The following is a 22,709-nucleotide window of genomic DNA, read 5'->3' as shown; positions in this document are numbered from 1 at the left end:
GAGCGTTGCCGAACAGATGTATCAATAAACACCGAAACAAATGGAACTGAAATTTGAGGGGAACCACATAGCTCAGACACATCAGGAGAAAAATATATGGATTTCCACCACGACGTGAAAAAGAACCTGCTCAGACAACTGCAGAGCAGCATAAACAAGGCAGCCGATATAAACGAAGATTTTGCCAACACAGATTTCGATGAGTATTTGTTCGCTGAGTTGATGAAACAGGAGCGTTACTCGTTGATCGCCTACAACGAGGCCGTTCGCGCCAGCCATACCATTCTCAAAATAGTTGCTGACGGCGTGCAGTAAGGTGGATGCGCTGATTGCCCGCTGGATGAACGACCAAACTGAACACATCAGCCTGATGGAGGGCAACGATGAGATTGTCTTACGGCGCTCTGGCCCAGTGCTGCTGTTAAGTGTGCAACTGACTCAGGAACGGCCCGACAAATCCACCCTGCAAAACTGGATGCGATTGGGACGCGCCAGCCTGAACCACTTCCAAGGAGCGCTGGCCCAATCACCGGAAAGTGGTGCGCTCTGGCTGCGTCAACAATTGATCAGTGGGTGCAGTCCAGAACAGTTGTGCAACACACTCGAAACGCTGCTCAACCAGCGCGACACCTGGCGCGCAATGATCAAGCGTCTCGCAAAGCCAAACCTGAAACACAAGCCCCTGTCACTACGCTCGCTGCCGTACTAATCAGAGAGTTCCCCCATGTATAACAAGATCGACAAGCGCAATCGCTTGCGCGCCGTCTCGCCTGCAGGTCCGCGAAAAATAGCCGATTGGCGCTGCCTGCTAGCGTTACCCTGGTTGCTTATGCCCCTGCAAAGTACGCTCGCGGCTATCCCCAGTGAATGGAAAAACACCGCGTATGCCTATGAAGCCGAACATAAGCCGGTGCAAGAAGTCCTGGAGGATTTCGCCCAGACCTTTGGCACGCAATTGCAGATCGACGGCCTGCTGGAGGGCAACGTCAATGGCAAGATCCGCGCTGATACCCCCCAGTCACTGCTCGACAGGCTGGGAGTAGAACATCGTTTCCAGTGGTACATGTACAACAACACGCTGTACATCAGCACCCTGGACCAACAGGAGTCCGCGCGCCTGGAAGTCTCCTCCGAAACCGTGGCTGACTTGAAGCAGGCCTTGACCGACATTGGCCTGCTCGATAGCCGTTTCGGCTGGGGAGAATTACCTGACGATGGTGTGGTGCTGGTGTCGGGCCCCAAGCGTTATATCGACCAGATCAAGCATTTCAGCAGCCAGCGTAAATCTCCCGATGAAAAACAGAGTGTGCTGACGTTCCCGCTGAAGTTCGCCAACGCAGCAGACCGCCCGATTGATTATCGTGGCGAAAAGTTGGCCATCCCCGGGGTTGCCAGCATGTTGCGAGGCTTATTGGAACCTCGGGACACCTCAGTGCTTTCGTCGAGGACCTCACGTCCCGCCTCGTCATCGCAGCCCTCGCCTGTCACCCCGATCCTGCCCCGCCTAAGCAACCCGATGCTGGACCAGATGCTCGGCGCGCCAGCTCCCCTCGGGCAGATGAATCCAGGCATGCCGCTCACCACCAGAGCCCCGGTTGCAAGAGGCCGGATCCGCGTTGAAGCGGATGTGCGTAACAACGCCGTATTGATCTATGACCTGCCAGAGCGCCAGGCAATGTACCGCGAGCTGATCGCCCAGCTCGATGTGGCACGCAAGCTGGTGGAGATCGACGCGATCATTCTCGATATCGAGCGCACGCAGCTGCGTGAGTTCGGGGTCAACTGGGGTTTCCAGAACAGCCGCTTTCGTGGCGGGGTGAACATGGCGCCGGGTACCTCCGCACAGATGTCGATTGGAAACCGCGACCGCTTCTACGCCGATATCCGCGCCCTGGAGGCCAAGGGCCTGGCGACCATGGTGTCCAACCCGTCGGTGCTGACCCTGGAAAACCAGCCCGCTGTGATTGATTTCAATCGCACCCAGTACCTGACCGCTGGCGTCGAAAACGCGACCATCTTGCCCATCACCGTGGGCACCAGTTTCCAGGTGGTGCCACGGGTCATCACCTCGCGCGGCAGCCATCAGGTCCATCTGGCGGTGGATATTGAAGACGGCAACTTCGACGAAACCAACCCCGAACGCATCGGCCCCGATGTACGCCGCGGCAAGGTCAGCACCCAGGCGGTGATGGCGGAAAAACGCTCGCTGGTGGTCGGCGGGTTCCATGTCAGCGAAAGCGCCGACAGACGCAATAAAGTGCCGGTGCTGGGCGATATTCCCTTGCTGGGCAAGACGCTGTTCTCCTCCACCGAGCGCAAGAACAACCGCCGTGAACGCCTGTTTATCCTGACCCCGCGGGTGATCGGCGACCAGGCGGACCCGTCGCGCTATTTGCCCCAGGACGACCAGGCGGAACTGCAGGCCGCCCTCAAGCCTTTGGCCAGGCGCTATGCCGAGCATCAGCCCGTGATCAAGCGCAGCGATATCACCAGCGCCCTTGCACACCTGGTCACCGGTCAAGTGCCCCACACGTTCAAGGCTGAGCCTATGCCGCTGGGCCTGAACACCTTGTGCAGCACCCGTGATCTGCTGGCGCTCAATACCGAACGCAGCCAGTGGTACACCGGCCCGCAGTTCAACTTGGCGGTGGTCGTGCTGCGTAACCAGTTCAAGCGCAACGTGCGTATCGATGAGAAGGAATGCAGCAACTCCCAGACCCTGGCCGTCGGTGTCTGGCCGCGGGCCTGGCTCAAGCCCGGTGAAGAGGCCGAGGTATTCATCGCCATGCGCCCGGTGGTGAAGGATGAACATATCGGTGTGACCCGCCCCTCCCTGCTCACCCCAACACGGAAAACTGCGCCATGAAACAGCGAATCGCCTGCATCACCCTCCTCGGCCTGACCCTGCTGCTGGAGGGGTGTACACCGACATGTCGAGGCGACTCCTGCTCCCGCCCCCAATCGAGCGCCGACAAACTGGTGGTGTGGTGGCCGCCGCAAATGCGTGTCGAACCCGGCCCCTCGGGGGAGCGCTCGGATTACCAGACAATCTCCCTGGAGCGATGACGGTCATGCCATTACCCGACGCTGGTTCGCATGACCAGGAGTTTCTGCAGAACCTGGTGAGCGGCCGTGTCGCTTACCACTCGCTGCACCCGGGCATTGGCCTGTGCCGTTTGAATCCCGGCTCGCAACCCGGCCTGGCCTTGCAGATTGCGCCTGAGGCGTTGCAGGTCGGCCAGTTGGAACGGGTGCTGGAGCGGCGCTTTGAACACGCAACGGCGTTCGATGGGTGCTTTGTGTTCCTCGATGCCAAGGGCAGCCTGGTGATCTGGCATGCACTGCCCTCCTGCGGCCACTCGCCCGCTGACACCCTCAGCCGCATGCTTTCCCTGGCCCGGCTCGAAGCGCTGGATGTACACCGCGCGCCCTAGCGGCGCGCAAGCTCCGGCAACTCCAGGGTCTGGCGCTTGGCTTCATCATCCAGTTCACGCAAGGTGCGATAGATCAGCGCCACTGCCTGCAGGGTCTCCCGGGGAATCGGCGCGCCCAGCTTGCGCTCATACAGCATGCGCGCCAACCACACACATTGGATCACCGGCACGTCGGCGGACTTGGCCCGTTCAATCAACTTACGGGCCAGGGCATCCGTGCCTTTGTCCACCAGCATCGGCAGCGGGGTTTTGCCGGGGCGGTAGTACAACGCCACGGCATAGTGCGTGGGGTTGACCACCAGCATGTCGGACTCTTCCAGCTTGGGTAACTTGATCTTGGGTTCTTCCTGGGCGAGCTGGTAAGCCAGGGAACGCCGCTGCCCCTTGACGTGGGGGTCGCCCTCCATGTCCTTGTACTCCTTGACCACCTCCACCTGGGTCATGCGCATGCGCTTGGCAAAGAAGTGCTTCTGCATGGCCAGGTCGATCAGCGCGAGCACCAGCAGCAGCCCCAGGCAGGCATGCAGCAAGTGGCGGAACAAGGTGATCAGCGCCACGATATAGCTTTGCAGATCGCTGGTGGCCAGGTTGATCAACACCTGCAAAGAGGGGGTGATAACCACATACAGAATCAGCGAGAGCAGCAATGCCTTGCCCAGCCCCATCAACAGGTTGATCACCGACTGGGCGGAAAACATCTGCTTGAGCTGGTTCAGCGGATTGAGGCGATTGAAATCCGGCTTCAGGCTTTCCGGGGCAAACAGGAAGCCGAACTGCATCCAACTGCTGATCAGTTTCGTCGCGATCGCCACCGCGCACATCAACAGACCAAACGAGAAAAAAACGACCAGGCCATCGAGCAACACTTCTTCCAGGGCGCGAACAAACGGTTGGTCCAAGCGCGAAAACGGCAACACCATCAACTGCTGGAAGCGCTGCATGCTGGTTTCGGCGGTGAGCAACGCGATCTCGCTGATCGCGGTGAGCACCAGCAACTTGGGCACGTCCTGGCTTTGTGCAACCTGGCCTTTCTTGCGTTGGTCCTTGAGCTTCTTGGGCGTTGCCGCGTGTTTTTTCTCGCCGGAATCGCTCATTGGTTCACGCCCCGGAACATCAGGCCAAGGGCATGCTTAAGGTCGCCCAGCAGCCCCATGCGCCCTACGATCAGATCTTGCAGCAATGGAAAATACAGCAGTAAAAAGGCCAGTCCCGCCAGGCTCTTTGCCGGCATTGCCAGGGTACTGACCTGCAACTGCGGGCTGTACAACCCGAGTAAGGCGAAACCGAACTCCAGTAACAGCAGCACCGCGATAAAAGGCGCAGCGTAAAGCATCATGTGTGTGAAGGTTTCACCAAGCATCCCAACGAACACGCTGAAACCGTTGACGGCCACCACCGGCAGCCAATCCGTGGCGGGCCAGATCAGGTAGCTATCCCAGATAACCTGGGTCAATACGCCCAGCCCAAGGGTGGCAATCAACAGGAAAATCACCACCTGCTTGAATAAATGCCCCACGGGCGTGGCGTCCGGGCCGAGCGAGGGGTTCAGTTGCCCGCCCGCCAGGGCCCCACGCTGGTTATCCAGCAGCGCGCCTACCGACTCGAACATCCAGAATGGCATGGACAACAAGACACCCAGCAAAACCCCCAGGCCCACCTCCTTGAGCAATAGCCCACCGAGCATCAGCACCGAGTATTCGTTGCCCGCCAGCGCAGCATGGATCATCGGCGCCGGCATAAACGCCATGACCATCACAATGGTATGCCGGGGCATACCGCGTATATGTTGAAAACAGAAGGCCGGCACCAGGAACGCGCAAGGGTAGATGCGTGCCATGGCGATCACCAGGCTGACCAGGAAGTCGAGATAAGGCAGCACCGGTCGTACCTCAGTTCAAGGCCGAACGGGCGATCATGTCGAACATCAGGTTGATCAGTTGGATCAACTCCACGCCAATCCAGCGCCCCGTCAGGATCAGGGTAATGCCAACCGCCACCAGCTTGATGCCAAAGGGCAGCGTCTGGTCCTGTATCTGCATCAGGGCCTGTACCAGAGATGTCATCACGCCGACGATCACTGCCACGATCAACGGAGGTGCCGATAGCACCACCACCAGCAACATGCCCTGTTTGAAGAGTAGGATCGGTTCCATAGGCCACTCAGAGATAAGAAAAGAACAAGCTGTCGAGCAGGCGCGACCACCCGGACACCAGCACGAACAACAACAACTTGAGGGGTAAGGAAATGGTCATGGGTGAGACCATCTGCATGCCCAGCGCCAGTAACAGGTTGGAAACAATCAGATCGATGACGATAAAGGGCACATAGATCAGGAAGCCGATCTCGAACCCTGCCTGCAACTGCGAAAGCACAAAAGCCGGGATCAGCAGCAACAGGTCATCGCGATGGGCGTTTTGCGCCATCTCCGGCGGCCACATGCGCGCGGTGTTTTCCACCAAATGGGTCAGGACGTCCGGGTCGGTGTTGCGGCTCATAAAGGTGCGCAGCGGCTTTATCGCCTCTAGCCCCGTTTCTTGCAGGCGCTGCACGCTGCTCATGTCCACGGGGAATTGCTTGGCATTCTGTGCCATTTCATATCCCACGGGCGCCATGACAAACAGGGTTGCCGCCAGCGCTATGCCGTTCAACGCCATGCTGGGCGGCACCTGCTGCACGCCAATCGCGTTGCGGGTGATCATCAGCACAATGACGATTTTCAGAAAGGCCGTGCAGACAATCAACAACATAGGCATCAACGACAATGCCGCGAGAAACAACGCCAGGACAATGGGGTCGATCCCCTGAAAAGTCATCGCGCGAAAATCACACGGGACAACTGCAAGCCGAGGCGTCCATCCACCTCCACCAACTGGCCCTGACCAATCGGTCGATCGCCGTAGTAAAGCCCTGCCATGCCCGGGGCGTAGCCCGCGATGCTCAACACCGCGCCGGGGGCCAGATTGCGCAGCTCCCCGAGGGTCAGGTTCAGGGTCCCACAGCGCACATTCAAGGCCATGCTCAACTCATCGAAAGGCTCATGGCCAAAAACATCTACCACGGGTTCATCAAGATCATGCTCGTCATACCCTGAGTAATGTTGTGCTGAAAGATCCTCGTCCACAGACGTCTCCTCGATAGATATAAGTGTCAGGCACACAGACCCCGATTCATCATCAAGGCGCCCATGCACGCGATGCCTTCCCATCCGCAACCGACCATTGCCGTGCACATCGAAAAAGGCCTGTTCCAGCATCACCACATCACCGACACGCAGGCTGCGAACCTGGGTCAGGGGTAGCTGCAAGCGCCCCAGCGTCACGGCAATCGCCAGTTGAAACGAGGCCGGTAATGGCTGGGCCGTCGGCTGCCATTGCCCCGCCTCGCACAGCGCCAACAGACTTTCAGGGGTCAGCAACAGATACCCCACCACCCTGGAGGGCCCCAGCGTCACCGTAAGCCGGCAACCGAAATTCAGTTTTCCAGGAGGCGTGCGAAGGCGCAGGTAACCGAACAGCGCTCGCACCTGAGGGCTCAAGTGGTGCTGGAACAGCTCCCAGAACCAGGAATCCGGATCATTGCCAGCCTCTGCCAGCGTCACCGGGCACTCCCCCAGCAGGCTGAACATCGGCCCCGGCTCGCTGAAGGCCAGCAGGCCGCAAGCACTGTCGAAATACAGGGGGGCAGCGCTTCTGGGCGCGCGCCCGGGTTCCAGCAGCAACTCTCCCTGCTGGTCCTGGACCGTAAACCCCATGCGCAAGCCGCGCCCCAAACGAAGCCTCGCCGCCACCGTGCCGCTTTTGACCGATGGAATGAGCAAGGTCGGCAGGATCATGCCGTCCCCACATGCACCAGATGCACATTGACCGGCTGGCCCAACCCTTCGGCCAAACGCTCCTCGCAGCACTGGCGCACGCCCCCCAGCCAACGGGCGGTCAGCTCCTGTTCTGCCGCCAACTCTATGCTCCAGGCCCCCTGTTCACGACGCACACTGGCATTGATCCGGCCCAGGCGCGGCAGATACAGCAACGCCTGCAGGGGCCACTGCACTCCCCCACGGATCTGGGGGAGCAACTGGCCGGTCATGGCTTCAATCATCAAGATATCGGCGGACGCCGCAGCACCCGTGGCCGATGGGCCGTAACCGGCGCTCTCGTCGGTGTCGCCAAGCAGATGAGTAAACAACTGCCCCAGCTCCCTGGCCAAGCCGCCCACCATCACCGGCTCCCTGTCGTCCCGAGGCTCACGCAGACGCGGGCGTTCGGGTTTGCTTGCTGGAACTTGCGTCATATTTCTTCCTGTATTGCTTCCTGAGCCAACAAAACGGACAACTCCTGAAGTTTCTCGACCTCTTTAAGGCATTGGCTCACCTGTTGCTGCGCACTGGCGACCTGCACCACCTGCTCCTCACGCCGGCCATGCAGCTCATGCAACTGCCCTTCTTCGCGCCGGGTTCCGGCGGACAAAGTGCGCTCCTGGGTCCCCCAGGACTTGAGCTGGGACAGCGAGAGCACCTGCCCCTGGTGCTTCTCCAACAGCTCTGCGGTTTTCTGGATTTCCTCCAGGCGGGTCTGCTCAAGGGCTTGCTGGGCCTGCTGGATTTGCGCCAACAAGGCCTGCTGGTGCCGCTTGGCCTCACGCAACGCGCGCTCGGCGCGGTCGGCGCGATGCCTGCGCAGACGCCGCAAGGTGTCGAGTTCAGAAAGGGACATGGGTGGTCAGGCTCATCAATTGATCGAGGGTCATCGGCATCGGTGCCGGCTCGCGCAAGTCCTGGCGCAGGAAGCCATCCACCGCCTGGCGGCTGTCCACGGCCAGGTCCGTCAGGGCATCGTTGCCGGGCTGGTATTCCCCCAGCTTGAGCATCAGCTCGATCTGTTGGTACGCCGATAACAAGCGACGCAGTGCCGTCCCGGCCTGGATATGCGCGGGCTCGGCGACGTTGCTCAAAATCCGTGACAGGCTGGCCAGCACATCCACCGCCGGGTAGTGGCCGCGCTCGGCCAATTTGCGCGACAAGACGATATGGCCATCGAGCAGCGAGCGCACTTCATCGGCCACCGGATCGCTCATGGAGTCCTGCTCGATCAGCACCGTATAGATCGCCGTGATCACCCCCTCGCGGGTCAGCCCTGCGCGCTCTACCAGACGCGGCAGCAAGCTGTACACCGACGGCGGCAGGCCGCCACGCCCCAGCGGTTCGCCGGCGGCCAGGCCGATTTCGCGCTGGGCCCGGGCAAAACGGGTCAGGGAGTCGATCAGCAACAGGACCCGCTTGCCCTTGCGTCGGTAGCCTTCGGCCAGTGCCGTGGCGGTGAAGGCAGCCCGGGCGCGCTCCATGCTTGAACGGTCGGACGTCGCACACACCAGCACCGCCTTGGCCCGCAGTTGCTCATCCAGTTCATGATCGAGAAACTCGCGCAACTCGCGGCCCCGCTCGCCAATCAGGCCGAACACAATCACATCACAGTCGACGTTACGGGCGATCTCCGCGAGCAAGGTGGTCTTGCCACAGCCGGCCCCCGCAAACAGGCCAACGCGCTGGCCTTCACCCAGGGTCAGCAGGCCGTCGATCGAACGCACCCCGGTGGACAATGCGCGGTGGATCCGCGGCCGCTCGGTGGGCAACGGCGCCTCGCACAACACCAGGCTGGTATCGTGGGCGTGCGCCTCGACAAAGGCGCTGGCCCCCTCCCCCGTAATCGGGCGGCCAAAGCCGTCCAACACCTGGCCCAACAGGTCATCGCCGACCCGCACCCGATGCGCAACCCCCAACTGCTCGACACTGGCCCCCACGCGCACGCCTTCCAGGTTGCCCAGGGCACTGAGCACCGCATCCTGCTGATCGAAACCGATAATTTCGGCCAGCATGTAGTCGCCCGTGGACTTTTCCACCTGGCACAAATCGCCAATACGCGCGTCGGGCAAGCGGCATTGCAGCAACATGCCGTTGACCCGCTGAATACGCCCACGTACCGAGACCGGCGCAAAATTGGCCAGGGCCTGTGATCGGTCCTGCTGCCAGGCCTCCAGGCGTGCCTGCAGCTCGCCACTCACCAGCGCACCTCATAGCGCTGCACGCCGTCGAACACCACCTTGCTGTTATCAATCAGGACCAGCCGCAAGCCATCCACTTCATCCCCGACAAACAGCCGGCTGCCTTCATCCAGGACCACATGCCCATTGGGCCCGCCGACGATCTGCAGGATCTTGAAAGGGAACACGGCGCTGCGCTCTTTGACCCGGCTGATCACCGGCACGGAGGTCTCGAACTGCTCGCCAAAACGACTGAGCATGCGCGACACCACTCCCACCTCGTCCAGGGAAACGTCACCGTCCAGAGCCACCTGGCCATTGATCACCTGCAGGCGGATCCGATTACCCAGCTCACGCTCGTTGAGCATTTTCAGCAGTTGCTGGCGGACTTCGTAGGGTGAGTCCAGCTCGTTTTTTTGACTTTTCACCGGCATCAACGACGCCTGCGCCTCGTGGTCGCCCGTGGTGGCCAGGCCCACCGCCGTAATGATGACGGCAATCACCAGCACCAGGCTGAGCATGCGCTTCTGTTGCGGCCCGGAAATCGAGGACAACGTTAATGCCGGCACCGCCTGGCCGACCGGCCTGGGCGCAGGCGCATCGGCAGCAGGCATCGCTGCTTGCGGCCAAGGCTGGTCGGCCAGGGTGACACACAGGCGAACATTGCCAATCGTAAAAGGACTACCCAGTGCCAGGTCGGCAATCTGCGCCAGAAGCCGACCGTCGCCGGCCCGCACCAGCCCTTCTTCGGCCTGCACCGACCAGCGCTGCTCGATACAACGCAACAGCACATGCCGCTCGGCAATACCTTCGTCATACAGCGAAAGATCAGCATCCGGGTGGGCCCCAATCAGCCATTGCCCGCCAAACAGTGGCAGCGCAGCCCCCTGGTGCAGACCATCAAGCACGCGCAATTCAAACATCATCGAGCCTCATCACCGCTGGAACGACATTGGCCCGCGCAAGACTCACCAACGCCCTCATGCCACCTCCTCGCGCATCAGATCGTCCCGGGCCAGATCAAAACGCCCCAGCACCTTGACCTTGGATGAAGCACTCAGCTCGGCGAACGACAGAACCGGCACATGGTTGAACTCTTCCAACAGCAGGGTGCGCAAGGGGCTGCGCAAATCCTGAGCCACCAGCAGCACGCTCTTGCTCTTGGGGCGCACGGCAAAGGCTTGCTTGAGCAGGCTGACCAGCGCCGCACTGCTTTCGTGATCCAGGGAAAAGAACACCCCCGTCTGGGTCTGGCGCAGGGCATCGCGCAATACGTTTTCGGTGTGGGGCGACAGCAGCCAGGCATGCAGACCGTCGACTTCGCTGTATTGGTGGAGAATCTGCGACTTGAGGGCTATGCGTGCATAGTCAGCCAGGGCATCCGGCTCACGCTCATGCTGACCGTGTTCGATCAGCGCCTCGACAATCAGCCGCACCGCCCGTAGGGGTACGCCCTCACCGGCCAGGCGCTGCAACACCGATGAAAACCGCGACAGCGGCATGATCCGCTGCAGCTCCTGCACCAGCTCCGGCTGGTTGAACTCCAGCCAACTGAGAATCGCCTTGCTCTCCTGAATCCCGAGAAACTGCGGGCCACTGAGCAACATCGCCCGGGTCATCCGCTCCTGGAGCAAGCTGTACGCCGTCGAGCGCGCCAGGTGTTCGTCCGCCAACACCGGGTCATCGGGGGGGAACCAGACCCAGTCCTGTTCATCACGCTCCACCAGGCCCCTGCTGCCGCTTTCAGGCTCGGCCGACAGTGCCGCCAGCTCCACGCCGACCCAGTGACCTAGGGTGGCTTTCAATATGGGCACTTCATGCACGCAGAAGCGAAACTCATCGTCGGCCAGCGTAGGCGCAAACTCGACTTCAAACGGCGGCAGCGTCAAGCCAATCTGGGTCACCAGGCTATTGCGGCTCTGGCGCACCCCGTGGATCACTTCAGTGACCAGCGGGCTATCCTGCAGGGCCGGCGGAAACTGCAACAGGTAAGGCCGCGACGGATCGAAACCACGCAAGTCCTCCACCCCGTTCTGCTCCGGCGGGAGGGTATCGGCGACCGGTTCCTGCGCCTGCTGCTCACGCTGACGCTGGCGCGTAAGGTAATAACCCAGGCTGCCGGTCATCAGCGAAATAAGGATAAACACCACCGTGGGCATCCCCGGCAGCGTCGCGAACGCGAGCATGCCCACCGAGGCGATCATCCAGCTCTTGGGCTCACTGGTCATTTGCCGGGCAATCTCGGCGCCCATGTTGTTGCTGCCTTTGTTGCGACCGGACGGCGCCACACGGGTGATGATCATGCCGGCCGTCAGCGAGATCAGCAGGGCCGGGATCTGCGCGATCAAGCCGTCACCAATGGTCAGTACCGAGTACAACGCCATGGAGTCGCCGGCGCTCATGCCATGCTGGAACATGCCGGTGGCAAAACCGCCCAGCAAGTTGATCACCACAATGATCAGCCCGGCGATAGCGTCCCCCTTGACGAACTTCATCGCCCCGTCCATGGCCCCGAACAACTGGCTTTCACGGGACAGTTGCTCACGCTTGTCCCGGGCCTGGTTGCCATCAATCAGGCCGGCACGCAGGTCACTGTCAATGGACATTTGCTTGCCGGGCATGGCATCGAGGCTGAAACGCGCGGCCACTTCCGCAACCCGTTCCGAGCCCTTGGTGATCACCAGGAAGTTCACCAGGGTCAGGATCATAAAGATCACCAACCCCACCGCCAGGTTGCCGCCCACCACAAAGTTGCCGAACGCCTCGACAATGTCACCGGCGTCCTGCTCCAGCAGGATCAGACGCGTGGTGGCAATCGACAACGCCAGGCGAAACATCGTGGTCAGCAGCAGGATCGACGGAAACGAGGAAAAGGCCAGCGGCCCCGGCAGGTACAACGCCAACACGATCAGCAGGCACGAAATACAGATATTGACCGCAATCAGGATATCCACCAGCCAGGTGGGCAACGGCACGATAAAGATAAACACAATGGCCATGACGACCACCGCGCCCAGCACCTCGGCACGCTGTGCAACCTTCAACAGCACCCCGTTGATTGCCCGCAACGCACTCATGCCTTGAGCCCTGGCCACGTGTGGGTATGTCGCGCGCCTCGCTCCTGCATGGCGTATTCAAGCAGCACCTGCTTGTAGCTGTTCACGGCCTCTTCGCGCCGTCTTGCATCGCACCACCAGGCCAGGGGCAAGGCTTTGAGCTCGGGAAAAAAGGCGCCGAGGGAACTCAACTGGTGAGACAGCTCACTCCCCCCCAGGTCCCTGGCCAGGTGCTTGATTTCGTGGGGCGTAAGACCATTGGCCGCATACCCCAGCAAGCGCTGCAACAGACCCAGCGGATCCAGATGCAGTTCGGGGTACAACAGCAGGGAGCGCCCGATCAGCTCCTTGCAGCGCGCGAGCACGCCGCTCAGCCGGCTGCAGTCGTTCAGGCCCAACAGCAAAGTGCGCAACTGGCCCCGATCGACCGACGAGGTCTGCGCGGCAATATCATCGGCCAGGGCCCGGCGGATCAGCTTCAGCCCCGTCTCGAAGTCACCTTCACCATACAGCCCCAGCAGCGACTGCATCAGGGTCGCCAGCGATTGGGTCGTGACCACGCTGGTGTAATACAGGCTGCGCACCGCCTGGCGCATCTGTGGGTCATCGCTGCCGGCCTGCAGCGCCATCGCCGTGTTCAGGCCCGCCTGGATCTGCGGCTGGTAGTGGTTCTCCAGATCAGTCAGGGAACTGCGTGCCAGGCTAGCCTCCGCAGTACGCCCCTCAGCATCCGCCTGGAGCGCCACGTGCTTGAGCACCACATAGGCCCGCGCCGGGTCGTTGCCGGTGATCTGCATGATTTTGCCGACGCCGGCGCGGAGCAGCAATTGCCCCCTGACATTACGGGCAATGGTCGCCATTTTCGCCTGGGCCGGGTGACCCAGTTGCTCATAGAGCTGGACCAACTGCTCGGCCGGAGGCGTACGCAAGCCCAGTTGACGCTCGCTCAGGGACGTGGCGTTGCGTGCGACCTCCTGGCTGAACATCTCACTGAAATCGTCAGCGATGGGGGCGTTTATCTGCGACGACGGCCCACTCTCGAACCGTGCAGATGCCGGTTGATTCAACTGCGGGTGATTTTGCACATCAAGGTTGGGATCGACTTTCATGGGAGTGCCAGGACAAGAGATTCGTATCCTTGTGTGGCTACAGCACCCGATACAGTTCCATCTTCGCCGTCATTTCCCAGGGCAATGAAAATACCTGCACAAACTCATGATGCTTTGTGCAAGGCCTTGCATGAAAAACACCTAAAACAAGATATTTCCTTATATTTATCAACCAGATAGAGACTTTCCGCGCTTGGCACAAGCGGTGCTAACAGGGTTCTCGTCGAAACCATTTCGACTGCTTCTACCCTGAGGAAAAATCATGGATATCCCTATCAGTGTTTTAGTTAATTTACCCCGTGACCCTAGCCAATCCATCCAAGATCTGTCCGACGACCACCACAAGCGCCTGCGCCGGTTCATTCATAAACGCGTACTGAACCCAGAGGATGCGGACGACATCCTGCAACTGACGTATCTGGAGGCCTGGCGCAACCGCCATCACTTCAGCGCGCAGGCGTCACTGAGCACCTGGATGTGCGGGATCGCGCTGAACTTGATCCGCAATCACTTCCGCCGCCTCTATGCCAAGCCGGTGCATTGCGAGTTCGACGAAGCGCTCTCCCATGGGCAGAACGAAGAACAGGATCTGGCGCGCCAATTTGAGATCAGCCGCCGCCTGGAAAATACTCTGAGTGCCATCCAGCACCTGCCCCTGGAAATGCGCAATACCTTGTATGCCTCATTGGAAACCGACGGCAGCTACCAGGACACCGCCGACGCCCTGGCGATCCCGATTGGTACCGTCCGCTCCCGACTGTCCCGGGCGCGGGAACAGCTCAAACGCGCGACAAAGTCTCACCCCTACCAGTAGGAAAGGTGTCGCCCAGGGATAGGGCAAACCTTACGGCTTTACGCTTTTTTCGTGCGAGGCAACAGAATCGCCAGCACCCCGAGCAATGGCAGGAACGAGCACAACGTGTACACGTACTCGATGCCATGAATATCTGCCAGATACCCCAGCAACGCCGCGCCAATCCCGCCAAACCCAAACATCAGGCCAAAGAACACCCCGGCGATCATCCCTACATTGCCCGGTACCAATTCCTGCGCGTACACCACAATCGCCGAGAACGCCGAGGCCAGGATAAAACCGATCACCACACTGAGCACGCTGGTCCAGAACAGGTCGACATGGGGCAACAGCAAGGTGAACGGCGCCACACCGAGGATCGAGAACCAGATCACCGCCTTACGGCCGATCTTGTCGCCAATCGGCCCGCCAAAGAACGTACCCGCCGCCACCGCGCCGAGGAACAGGAACAGATGCAACTGGGAACTGGCCACCGACAGGTCGAACTTCTCGATCAGGTAAAAGGTGAAGTAACTGGTGAAGCTGGCCATGTAGAAGTACTTGGAGAACACCAACAGCCCCAGCACCACCAGCGCGCCGAGCACACGGTTTTTCGACAGGCCATGGGTGGCGGCCTGGCCTTGCTTGAGCTTGAACAGGTTCAAATGGTTGCGGTACCAGCGGCTGATCGCATACAGCACGCCCAGGGCAAACACCGCGAACAAGCCGAACCAGGCGACATTGCCCTGGCCGAACGGAATGATGATCGCCGCCGCCAGCAACGGGCCAAACGCCGAACCCACGTTACCGCCCACCTGGAAGGTCGATTGTGCCAGGCCATAACGCCCACCCGAGGCCAGGCGCGCCACGCGGGACGCCTCCGGGTGGAAGGTCGAGGAGCCAATACCGATCAACGCCGCCGCCAGCAGAATCAGCGGGAAACTGCCGACCTGGGACATCATCAAAATCCCCACCAGCGTACAGATCATCCCGCAGGGCAACAGGAACGGCTTGGGATGACGGTCGGTGTAATACCCCACCCATGGCTGCAGCAGCGAGGCCGTGAGCTGGAACGTCAGGGTAATCAGGCCGACCTGGGTAAAGGTCAGGCCATAGCTTTGCTTGAGCATCGGGTAGATCGACGGCAACACCGCCTGAATCAAGTCATTGATCAAGTGCGCCAGCGCCACGGCGCCGATGATACGCATGACCAACGGGCTGGATTGCGCCGCGGCCGGCGCCGTAGCCACTGAAGGCTGGGAATTGGTAAGGGCCATGAGGAACGTTTCCGTACAGCAGATGGATGCACAGGTGCAGGTGTGACAATGTGCCACTTAATGGGGCAGGAAGGCTATCCCGTTAGCAGGCTAACGAGTAGGTGAATCGTTGCAGCGAACACCTGCCAGGCGCCGAACGCGCCACAAATCAAATGTGTGCGGGCTTGTGTGGGAGCCGGGCTTGCCCGCGATGCAGGCAACTCGGTGTATCAGATGCCATCGCAGGCAAGCCCCACACTCAGATGTTCGCGGCCTGGTGAAGTGCACAAATCCCCAGCCACTGGTCGCCTCACCCGGTGTTTTTCCTTAAACAGTTGATAGCGTAGATAAATTTTCAAAAAAAGCGCTTGACGCATTCCCGTTCTACGCGAATAATGCGCGCCACTTGGCTACATAGCTCAGTTGGTTAGAGCATAGCATTCATAATGCTGGGGTCCGGGGTTCAAGTCCCTGTGTAGCCACCAAGTACCGATCCATAGATGTCTACAGCAGTCTATGAATCACCTCAAGAAGCCCGCCTCGTGCGGGCTTTCTTGTTTCTGGCTGTCTACCTCTACCCCATCCTTCCCCTCTGTGTAGGCCCACACGCATGCTTCAATAGCACATGGCGGAAGCTCGGGCGCAGACCATCATCGATGAAGGCATCCCATCAGAAGAGACGCTTCGCGAACTGCTTATTCTTTGCTGGCACTCGTCCCAGATCGCGGACTCATTCTTTCTATCTCACGCCAACTGCACCCGTTTTCTCGTCCAACTGGCGCAGATCGCAATTGACGAAAAAGACTATCAAGGCGACGCACCGCCCGCTGCTGCTTACTACCTTGAGAAGCTGCCACCTCCAGTGTTGAAGGGCGTCGCGGATATCCTGCTACGTGGTTTTCCCGTTGAGGAGTGCGGCCACAACAACTCACTCGCTGTCGCAATTGCACTCTCCGGGATCGAAGGTGGCAGGGCAAAAGTTCAGGGCGCATACGAGAATGATTTCCTCAACACCGACAGCTACGAAAAGGCCATGGCAATCTATGCCGAGCACTCGCAGCCCTGACCCTACGCTCAAGTTCGCTCAGTAAAGCGTAAGCTGGAGATGCGAATGGCCGAGGCTCATGCCAGGGTCGCTCAGGAGCTTGATACTGCGCGACGCGTCGAGACCACAGAAGTGTGGCGATGCGCCCTCAAAAGGGAGAACCCAATGCAGCGGGCAATTGTTGATCAATGGGTTATCCAGTGATGCCCCGGATGAAGCTTCAGCAAATGCCGCCTCAGCCACGCCACCTCCTCATCGGGCAGCGTCGGCAAGGTCTTGTGAAAATCCTCCTCATCCTTTGGCCGCACGTGCAGGGCTTTGAACAAGAGGATCGCCGCTGGCCTTAAATATGGAATGCCCTCACTGCTCAGATACAACATTTCGGTACGGGGAAACCGGATAGACCCATCCCGTTTGTATACCCATACTTCAGGGCTTCCTGATTCAATCATCATGTCCACCCGCCAGGCTTGCGCAACAGGGTCGAAACACCACACCTGCTGAATGTCTAATCCTGGGCTTTGACCCACGGGGAGAAAAGTGAGCACTCCGGCCTTCGCGGTGTACATATCAAGGTCGCCAAGCGCGTGCCGGAACTCCAGAAAATCGTCTCGCAACAGGGTGAACTCTATATCGTCATGCTCCCTCGTTTTTTCGCCGTGCCATAGGTCAAGCGCCCACCCGCCGACAACGCACCAGGGGAGCGAGACGGTCTTCAGGCGAACAGCCAACTCAGCGGGCGTCCATGAACGCCATAGTTCTTGATCCGGCGCCAGAGCCTTGTCCGTCATAACCTGATCTCCGATCGTTCTGAAAATTACTGGCATGCCTAGCGCATTGGGCCACTCACGCATCACATCAATGAAAACCGCTTTCGATAATCACTTGGCCCAACGCCGAGACGCCGCATAAATGCCCTTCTGAACCCGTCCGCATTGGCATAACCGACTGTATCGGCCAAGCGTTTAAGTGAAACATCGGCATCTTCAATCAGCCGTCTGGCCGCATCAATGCGGGCCAATTCGACAAATTCGGCCGGGGTCGAACCGGCTTCAGCCTTGAAGGTACGGGCGAAGTTTCGCTCACTCATACCGGCGCGGGCGGCCAAGGCAGGGACGCTCAAGTCGGCCTTCAGGTGCTCTACCACATATTCCTGCACGTCCCGGATCACGCTGCGTTCGGCGGTTTGCGCTGCCAGTTGCGCGCTGAACTGCGATTGCCCGCCAGGCCGCTTGAAGAACATCACCATTTCACGGGCCACGCTGAGCGCCAATTCTCTGCCGTAATCTTCTTCGACCAGCGCCAACGCCAGGTCCATGCCCGCCGTAACACCCGCCGACGTGTAGATGTTGCCGTCCTTGATAAAGATGCTATCCGGATCGACGTGGGTGTGCGGATACTCCTTGGCAAGTCTTGCGCTGGAATTCCAATGGGTGGTGACACGGCGCCCGTCGAGCAGACCTGCGGCGGCCAGCAAAAAAGCACCGCTACAGACTGAGCCGATACGACGGACGGATTTGGCTTGCCGGCGTAGCCAATCTTGCAACGCAGGGTCATGCGCGATTTCGTTGATATGTGGGCTGCCGGCCACGAGCAAGGTGTCGACCTTGCCCTTATATGTTTCGAAGGTTTCATCAATGCCAAGCTTCAAACCACTTGAGGTTTTGATCAGGCCCTTGCTGGTACCGATGACTTCGACCCGATAGGCACGCGGGTTCCCCAGTTGCTTGGCGGCTTCAGCAAAGATATCGGCGGGCCCGGCGACGTCCAGCAGTTGCACACGAGGGAATGCCAGAAGGGTGATACGCATGATGTCTGTCCTTGTCGAATAATTGGCTGAATACATCGCTTTATGACTATTTCAGCCAATGTTTATTTGGCTGAAAATATCCACAACAGCAAATTCAGTCAATCAAGAGACTAGCATGAACACTGCATACACCCCCACCGTCGATACCGCTCGAGCGGTAACCGTCAGCAAAACTTCGATCAAAAACCTGCCTATCAATTTATTCGGCTCAGTGATGGGTTTGGCCGGCCTGGCCCTGGCTTGGCGCTTGAGTGGTCAGTATTACGGCGTCGGCGGCAGCTTGGGTGAGGCCATTGGCGCGCTGGCCGGCCTGGTATTCGTGCTGTTGACCCTGGGTTACCTGACCAAATGGGTGAAACATCCAGCAGCAGTCAAGGCCGAGTTCAACCACCCGATTGCCAGCAACTTTTTTGGCACCGTCACCATTGCACTGCTGTTGCTTTCGGCAGTCGCGGGGGCCCACAACGAATGGCTCGGACAGGCTCTCTGGATACTAGGCAGCGCACTGACGGTGCTGCTCGCAGGCTTCGTGGTTTACCGTCTGTTGTCGGGCAATCAGGACCCGTTGAATGCCGTACCTGCCTGGCTGATTCCAGGCGTTGCCACCCTTGATATCGCGGTAACCGGTGCGCATATGCCGATGGCCTGGGCGACTGAGTTCAACCTGTTTGCCCTCGCCGTGGGTGCGGTGCTGGCGCTGGTATTCTTCACCCGAATCTTTTCGCGGCTGGTGCATGAGGCCGCTCCGGCCAAAGGCATGGTGCCTTCGCTGATGATCCTGATTGCCCCCTTTGAAGTAGGTTTTCTGGCCTACACCAACGTGTTCGGCGAGATCGACCGGTTTGCCAGCGTGTTGTTCTACTTCGGCCTGTTCCTGTTCGTGGTGCTGAGCTTCAAAGTGTTCCGTCGGGATGTGCCTTTTGCCCCTTCATGGTGGGCAATCAGCTTCCCCATCGCAGCGCTGAGCAACGCAGCGTTGAAATATGCACATGCCCAGGACAGCAGCGTGTTGATGGTCATCGCCGCTGTGATCCTGCTGTTCCTCACTGTGGCACTGAGCGTGCTGCTGGTGAAAACCCTGACCAGCCTGCTCAGCGGAAAACTGTTGGCCAACTGACCGTTTACCTCCCTTTGGCGAGCCTTAACGGGCTCGCTTTTTTGCCTTTGCGCATCGTCATGCCGGCTCTGAGTGCTAACTCACCTAGCGTACACCGCCAAAGACAATGGCTCCCATCAACCATGCTACTCCCCAAGCGCCAGACCGGGCCGTTGCCAGCCTTGATCGCGAGCAAACCGAACAATGGCCAGGCAAGGGTTATGTGAACCGCAGATTTGCGCCATCAGGCGGGCTCGCCCGCAACGGCTCTATCGCTACCTTTATCACCAAATGATCCGAGGTGAACGTTGAAAGGTAACAAGGCAGTTCCCCTTGTTGATCCCCTGACGACCCATCGGTTGGTACTGCGCACGGTCCATGCATCTCATGCGGCAACAATGCACACTTATTTGCTGGAAAATCGTACCTATCTCCAACCGTGGGAACCGCTGCGAGATGGTGGATTTTTCAACCTTGATGCCGTGACTCAACGGCTGCAGTTGATGGAGCACAAAGCCGCCAGAGGCGAGGCCTTGCACGTGCTGATGCGCGATAGCGATGAGCATCGAGGGTAGGAAGCTGCACCGGATCATGGCCAATGACCGACCGGAGAACCTGCGCAGCGCGCGTCTGTTAACGCACTTAGGATTCGAAACCGAAGGCAAGGCACGCGCCTACCTTCAGATCAATGGCGCCTGATCAATCCTAAAATGGACTGAGCCATCAGCAAGCCCGCGAGCAGCTGTTGCTCGCGGGGCATGGCTACACCTCAAAAGTAAGTCGTAGCCCCGGCAAAAAACGCCCGGCCCGGCACATAGAACGTCGTCGAACCATCCCGCGCATCTTCATCCAGCAAGTTCTGCACGCCGCCATTGAGCGTCAACCACTTGGTCACGGCCAGGTTCGCCGTCAGGTCATAGGTGGTGTAGGACTTGACGAAGTCGTTACCCACACCCCGCTGCTTGCCGACATGCTGCGCCGACAGTTCGGTGTTGAGTGTGTCGGTGGCTTGCCAGTTGATTGCACTGAAAGCCGACAACTTGGGCGCGCTGATCAGGTCTTCGCCGGTGGACAGGTTTTTGCTCTCCAGCATGTAGGTGGCGTTGGTGCGCCAGTCCAGGGAATCGGTCAGTGGTACGCGAACCGAGCCTTCCCAGCCGCGGGTGCGCGCTTCTTCGACGTTTTCCAGCATGGTCCACCAGCGACCCTGGAACTGGCCCAGTGGCGCGTATTCGATCTTGTCTTCGAAGTCGGTGTGGAAGTAGGTCAGGCTGGCCTCCCAACCGTCACGGTCGAAGGACACGCCTATTTCCTTGTTGACGCTGGTCTCTGGCGACAGGTTCGGGTTACCGGCCATCCAGCAACTGCCGCTCACATAACCCAGGGGTTTCAAGGAGCCGCAACCGCGACCGCCGGATTCAGTGGCGGCGCCGGCGCTGCCCTCTTTCAGGCTTGGCGCACGGAAGCCCTTGGACACCCCGCCGCGCACGGTCCAGTCCGGGTGCGGATGGTAGACCAAGTACGCCCGCGGGCTGTTGTGGTTGCCATAGTCTTGACTGTGGTCGAAACGGTTGCCCAGGGTCAGGGCCAGGTTGTCGAGCAGGTACAACTCATCTTCGATAAACGCGGCCGAGTAGTCACCCTTGAGCGACGAACCGGAAACCGCAGCGCCCTGGTAGTCCACAGGCACCGTGCCCAGGGTATCGCTGTTGGTCAGTTCTTCACGCTTCCACTGCCCGCCCACGGTCATGCGCTGGCTGAGCAACAACTCAAACGGAATGTTCAGGCTGCCTTCGGCGATTTTCTCTTCGGCGCTGGATTTGCCCCAGTCGATGTCGTTCTTGAATTTGTTCAGGTACAGGTCGACCTTCGAGGTACCGAAACTCCAGTCCCCGCTGTGGGACACAGAGTAGCTGTCGCGAATCAACCGCCCAGGACCGAAGCCAGCGCCGAGGGTTTCGCCCCAATCGCCAAAGGTCTTTTTGCTCGACCAGGAGCGCTCGACGCCATGCACGGCCTCGAACGACAGGCTTTGCTCGTCATTGATTTTCCAGTCGAGCAAGGCGTTGACGCTATGGTCCTTGGCGCCGCCAGCGCCGTCGCCGTACATGAACTCGCCATCCTTATCCAGGCGCGCCGTGACCTCATCGGCGGCCCGCCGGGTCAGGTTGGCGCCCAGGCGCAGGCCCACGGACTCGGTCAACGGCCCGGACAGGTTGAGGCTGGTCTGGGTGGTCTGGCCACGGTCGGAATCTTCGGGAATCGTGGTGTTGACGTTGGCCGAACCGCTCCAGGTGCTCGAGACCTTGCGCGTGATGATGTTGATCACCCCGCCCATGGCATCCGAGCCGTACAGCGACGACATGGGGCCGCGCACGATCTCGATGCGCTCAATCATGTTCGGGGTGATCCAGTTCAGGTCCTGGCGCGCCAGGTCGCGGCGATAGCTCAAGTCTCCGGAACCACCGAGGCGTTTGCCGTCCACCAGGATCAAGGTGTACTTGTCGTCCAGGCCACGCAGTTTGATTTTCGATTGCTCGCCCACCGGGCCGAAGCCACCGGTGACCCCGGGTACACGCCGCAGCAGGGTATTGAGGTCGTACACCGGCTGGCGCTCGATTTCTTCGCGGGTAATCACGCTGACGCTGGCCGGTGCGTCGCGCAGGTCCGTGGCGCCGCCGGTGGCGGTGACGAATGAGGTATCGAGTTCGGTGACGGCGTGTTTATCGACCTCGCCAATCTCTTCTGCCTGCAACACGGGGGCGGCGATCAGCACGCCGGCGGTGAGGAAAAGAGAGCTGAAAAGGCAGGGAGGGGTTTTCATTGCAAACAGTCCTTGTTGGGCCAATATGCACCATGGTGGAGCATTAAAGGCCAAGGATCGTAATGCAAATCCTTATCATTTAGAAAGACGTTTTTGAAAAATCTCGCAACAACCCCATGCGGTTGAAACAAATTTGTTGTCTGCGCCACGCCTGGTCATAGGCCAAGATGGCCGAGAACGCCGAAGCCGGAGGGGGGATTTTGACGCTCCTGTCTCCCGCTGTTAGTGTCCGCCCTCCTCCCCGCAGATATC

Annotated in this window: 24 protein-coding genes and 1 tRNA gene; 10 read left to right on the top strand and 15 right to left on the bottom strand. The window is 59.7% G+C overall.

The window, feature by feature from the left end:
* The first annotated feature begins 96 nt into the window (after positions 1–96).
* The 5 genes from HU773_RS05160 to HU773_RS05140 are packed head-to-tail and all read left to right on the top strand — an operon-like array spanning position 97 to position 3,434.
* Positions 97–315, top strand: coding sequence for a hypothetical protein (locus HU773_RS05160; protein WP_057958291.1), 219 nt, complete (start codon positions 97–99; stop codon positions 313–315).
* 1 nt (position 316) lies between these two features.
* Entirely contained in the window at positions 317–709 is a 393-nt protein-coding gene (locus HU773_RS05155; RefSeq protein ID WP_057437726.1) for a CesT family type III secretion system chaperone, read from the top strand.
* A gap of 15 nt (positions 710–724) precedes the next feature.
* A complete protein-coding gene (gene sctC / locus HU773_RS05150; protein ID WP_057958290.1) occupies positions 725–2,866 on the top strand; it encodes a type III secretion system outer membrane ring subunit SctC in 2,142 nt (713 codons plus the stop codon).
* Entirely contained in the window at positions 2,863–3,066 is a 204-nt protein-coding gene (gene hrpT, locus HU773_RS05145; RefSeq protein WP_057958289.1) for an HrpT family type III secretion system protein, read from the top strand. The genes sctC and hrpT overlap by 4 nt, the downstream gene beginning before the upstream one ends.
* Positions 3,063–3,434, top strand: a complete 372-nt coding sequence (locus HU773_RS05140; protein ID WP_057958288.1) for a hypothetical protein — start codon at positions 3,063–3,065, stop codon at positions 3,432–3,434. Before hrpT ends, HU773_RS05140 begins: the two co-directional genes overlap by 4 nt.
* On the opposite strand, the gene sctU is transcribed toward HU773_RS05140, so the two are convergent.
* Genes sctU through sctW form a run of 11 tightly spaced genes read right to left on the bottom strand, consistent with a single transcriptional unit; the run spans position 3,431 to position 13,633 of the window.
* Positions 3,431–4,528, bottom strand: coding sequence for a type III secretion system export apparatus subunit SctU (gene sctU / locus HU773_RS05135; protein WP_169990137.1), 1,098 nt, complete (start codon positions 4,526–4,528; stop codon positions 3,431–3,433). The genes HU773_RS05140 and sctU overlap by 4 nt on opposite strands.
* Positions 4,525–5,313: a type III secretion system export apparatus subunit SctT gene (gene sctT, locus HU773_RS05130; RefSeq protein ID WP_169990136.1), complete on the bottom strand. Its 789-nt coding sequence runs from the start codon at positions 5,311–5,313 to the stop codon at positions 4,525–4,527. The genes sctU and sctT overlap by 4 nt, the downstream gene beginning before the upstream one ends.
* A 10-nt stretch (positions 5,314–5,323) precedes the next feature.
* Complete coding sequence (gene sctS, locus HU773_RS05125; RefSeq protein ID WP_057958285.1) at positions 5,324–5,587, bottom strand: type III secretion system export apparatus subunit SctS; 264 nt, start codon at positions 5,585–5,587, stop codon at positions 5,324–5,326.
* 7 nt (positions 5,588–5,594) lie between these two features.
* Positions 5,595–6,248, bottom strand: coding sequence for a type III secretion system export apparatus subunit SctR (gene sctR / locus HU773_RS05120; protein WP_057958284.1), 654 nt, complete (start codon positions 6,246–6,248; stop codon positions 5,595–5,597).
* Positions 6,245–7,267, bottom strand: a complete 1,023-nt coding sequence (locus tag HU773_RS05115) for a FliM/FliN family flagellar motor switch protein (protein ID WP_057958283.1) — start codon at positions 7,265–7,267, stop codon at positions 6,245–6,247. Before HU773_RS05115 ends, sctR begins: the two co-directional genes overlap by 4 nt.
* Positions 7,264–7,722, bottom strand: coding sequence for a type III secretion system HrpP C-terminal domain-containing protein (locus tag HU773_RS05110; RefSeq protein ID WP_057958282.1), 459 nt, complete (start codon positions 7,720–7,722; stop codon positions 7,264–7,266). The genes HU773_RS05115 and HU773_RS05110 overlap by 4 nt, the downstream gene beginning before the upstream one ends.
* A complete protein-coding gene (sctO, locus tag HU773_RS05105; protein ID WP_057958281.1) occupies positions 7,719–8,144 on the bottom strand; it encodes a type III secretion system stalk subunit SctO in 426 nt (141 codons plus the stop codon). Before sctO ends, HU773_RS05110 begins: the two co-directional genes overlap by 4 nt.
* Entirely contained in the window at positions 8,131–9,489 is a 1,359-nt protein-coding gene (locus HU773_RS05100) for a FliI/YscN family ATPase (RefSeq protein WP_057958280.1), read from the bottom strand. The genes sctO and HU773_RS05100 overlap by 14 nt, the downstream gene beginning before the upstream one ends.
* On the bottom strand, positions 9,486–10,391 hold the full coding sequence (locus HU773_RS05095) for an FHA domain-containing protein (RefSeq protein ID WP_081044177.1): 906 nt from the start codon (positions 10,389–10,391) through the stop codon (positions 9,486–9,488). Before HU773_RS05095 ends, HU773_RS05100 begins: the two co-directional genes overlap by 4 nt.
* Before the next feature lie 57 nt (positions 10,392–10,448).
* A complete protein-coding gene (sctV, locus tag HU773_RS05090) occupies positions 10,449–12,545 on the bottom strand; it encodes a type III secretion system export apparatus subunit SctV (RefSeq protein ID WP_115127419.1) in 2,097 nt (698 codons plus the stop codon).
* The gene (gene sctW, locus HU773_RS05085) at positions 12,542–13,633 is read right to left on the bottom strand and encodes a type III secretion system gatekeeper subunit SctW (RefSeq protein ID WP_057958277.1); all 1,092 of its coding nucleotides are present in this window, start codon (positions 13,631–13,633) and stop codon (positions 12,542–12,544) included. Before sctW ends, sctV begins: the two co-directional genes overlap by 4 nt.
* 262 nt (positions 13,634–13,895) lie before the next feature.
* On the opposite strand from sctW, the gene HU773_RS05080 reads away from it, so the two are divergent.
* Positions 13,896–14,447, top strand: a complete 552-nt coding sequence (locus HU773_RS05080; protein ID WP_057437724.1) for an RNA polymerase sigma factor — start codon at positions 13,896–13,898, stop codon at positions 14,445–14,447.
* A gap of 38 nt (positions 14,448–14,485) precedes the next feature.
* Here HU773_RS05080 and HU773_RS05075 read toward each other — a convergent pair whose 3' ends face one another.
* Positions 14,486–15,703 (bottom strand): MFS transporter, encoded by a 1,218-nt coding sequence (locus HU773_RS05075; RefSeq protein ID WP_057958276.1) that lies wholly within the window; start codon positions 15,701–15,703, stop codon positions 14,486–14,488.
* Positions 15,704–16,090: 387 nt separating this feature from the next.
* Between HU773_RS05075 and HU773_RS05070 the strand changes: the two genes are divergently transcribed.
* Positions 16,091–16,167 (top strand) — tRNA-Met (locus tag HU773_RS05070).
* A gap of 140 nt (positions 16,168–16,307) precedes the next feature.
* Positions 16,308–16,748 carry a hypothetical protein gene (locus tag HU773_RS05065; protein WP_162947690.1) on the top strand — a complete coding sequence of 147 codons (441 nt, stop codon included), beginning with the start codon at positions 16,308–16,310 and terminating at the stop codon, positions 16,746–16,748.
* A 164-nt stretch (positions 16,749–16,912) separates the two neighbouring features.
* Here the strand turns inward: HU773_RS05065 and HU773_RS05060 are convergent, their stop codons facing one another.
* Positions 16,913–17,518: a nucleotidyltransferase domain-containing protein gene (locus HU773_RS05060; RefSeq protein ID WP_186625429.1), complete on the bottom strand. Its 606-nt coding sequence runs from the start codon at positions 17,516–17,518 to the stop codon at positions 16,913–16,915.
* A 62-nt stretch (positions 17,519–17,580) separates the two neighbouring features.
* Entirely contained in the window at positions 17,581–18,537 is a 957-nt protein-coding gene (locus HU773_RS05055; protein ID WP_057958274.1) for a GlxA family transcriptional regulator, read from the bottom strand.
* A 115-nt stretch (positions 18,538–18,652) separates the two neighbouring features.
* Here HU773_RS05055 and HU773_RS05050 point away from each other — a divergent pair, with 115 nt between their 5' ends.
* Positions 18,653–19,654, top strand: coding sequence for an SLAC1 anion channel family protein (locus tag HU773_RS05050; RefSeq protein WP_057958273.1), 1,002 nt, complete (start codon positions 18,653–18,655; stop codon positions 19,652–19,654).
* 287 nt (positions 19,655–19,941) lie between these two features.
* Positions 19,942–20,208, top strand: coding sequence for a GNAT family protein (locus HU773_RS05045; RefSeq protein WP_225923839.1), 267 nt, complete (start codon positions 19,942–19,944; stop codon positions 20,206–20,208).
* A gap of 194 nt (positions 20,209–20,402) precedes the next feature.
* On the opposite strand, the gene HU773_RS05040 is transcribed toward HU773_RS05045, so the two are convergent.
* The gene (locus HU773_RS05040) at positions 20,403–22,457 is read right to left on the bottom strand and encodes a TonB-dependent receptor domain-containing protein (RefSeq protein WP_057442027.1); all 2,055 of its coding nucleotides are present in this window, start codon (positions 22,455–22,457) and stop codon (positions 20,403–20,405) included.
* Positions 22,458–22,709: the final 252 nt, after the last annotated feature.

It is taken from the genome of Pseudomonas shahriarae, from assembly GCF_014268455.2.
Taxonomy (GTDB): Bacteria; Pseudomonadota; Gammaproteobacteria; order Pseudomonadales; family Pseudomonadaceae; genus Aquipseudomonas; species Aquipseudomonas shahriarae.
Note: the sequence above shows the minus strand (reverse complement) of the source record. Positions and strands in the feature narration are given on the sequence as shown.

What these genes read in the sequence shown, in the direction of transcription:
- HU773_RS05160 (WP_057958291.1), top strand. Translation starts at nt 97, where the DNA reads ATGGATTTCCACCACGACGTGAAAAAGAACCTGCTCAGACAACTGCAG.
- sctC (WP_057958290.1), top strand. Translation starts at nt 725, where the DNA reads ATGTATAACAAGATCGACAAGCGCAATCGCTTGCGCGCCGTCTCGCCT.
- hrpT (WP_057958289.1), top strand. Translation starts at nt 2,863, where the DNA reads ATGAAACAGCGAATCGCCTGCATCACCCTCCTCGGCCTGACCCTGCTG.
- HU773_RS05140 (WP_057958288.1), top strand. Translation starts at nt 3,063, where the DNA reads ATGACGGTCATGCCATTACCCGACGCTGGTTCGCATGACCAGGAGTTT.
- sctU (WP_169990137.1), bottom strand. Translation starts at nt 4,528, where the DNA reads ATGAGCGATTCCGGCGAGAAAAAACACGCGGCAACGCCCAAGAAGCTC.
- sctS (WP_057958285.1), bottom strand. Translation starts at nt 5,587, where the DNA reads ATGGAACCGATCCTACTCTTCAAACAGGGCATGTTGCTGGTGGTGGTG.
- sctR (WP_057958284.1), bottom strand. Translation starts at nt 6,248, where the DNA reads ATGACTTTTCAGGGGATCGACCCCATTGTCCTGGCGTTGTTTCTCGCG.
- HU773_RS05115 (WP_057958283.1), bottom strand. Translation starts at nt 7,267, where the DNA reads ATGATCCTGCCGACCTTGCTCATTCCATCGGTCAAAAGCGGCACGGTG.
- HU773_RS05110 (WP_057958282.1), bottom strand. Translation starts at nt 7,722, where the DNA reads ATGACGCAAGTTCCAGCAAGCAAACCCGAACGCCCGCGTCTGCGTGAG.
- sctO (WP_057958281.1), bottom strand. Translation starts at nt 8,144, where the DNA reads ATGTCCCTTTCTGAACTCGACACCTTGCGGCGTCTGCGCAGGCATCGC.
- HU773_RS05095 (WP_081044177.1), bottom strand. Translation starts at nt 10,391, where the DNA reads ATGTTTGAATTGCGCGTGCTTGATGGTCTGCACCAGGGGGCTGCGCTG.
- sctV (WP_115127419.1), bottom strand. Translation starts at nt 12,545, where the DNA reads ATGAGTGCGTTGCGGGCAATCAACGGGGTGCTGTTGAAGGTTGCACAG.
- sctW (WP_057958277.1), bottom strand. Translation starts at nt 13,633, where the DNA reads ATGAAAGTCGATCCCAACCTTGATGTGCAAAATCACCCGCAGTTGAAT.
- HU773_RS05080 (WP_057437724.1), top strand. Translation starts at nt 13,896, where the DNA reads ATGGATATCCCTATCAGTGTTTTAGTTAATTTACCCCGTGACCCTAGC.
- HU773_RS05075 (WP_057958276.1), bottom strand. Translation starts at nt 15,703, where the DNA reads ATGGCCCTTACCAATTCCCAGCCTTCAGTGGCTACGGCGCCGGCCGCG.
- HU773_RS05065 (WP_162947690.1), top strand. Translation starts at nt 16,308, where the DNA reads ATGGCGGAAGCTCGGGCGCAGACCATCATCGATGAAGGCATCCCATCA.
- HU773_RS05060 (WP_186625429.1), bottom strand. Translation starts at nt 17,518, where the DNA reads ATGACGGACAAGGCTCTGGCGCCGGATCAAGAACTATGGCGTTCATGG.
- HU773_RS05055 (WP_057958274.1), bottom strand. Translation starts at nt 18,537, where the DNA reads ATGCGTATCACCCTTCTGGCATTCCCTCGTGTGCAACTGCTGGACGTC.
- HU773_RS05050 (WP_057958273.1), top strand. Translation starts at nt 18,653, where the DNA reads ATGAACACTGCATACACCCCCACCGTCGATACCGCTCGAGCGGTAACC.
- HU773_RS05040 (WP_057442027.1), bottom strand. Translation starts at nt 22,457, where the DNA reads ATGAAAACCCCTCCCTGCCTTTTCAGCTCTCTTTTCCTCACCGCCGGC.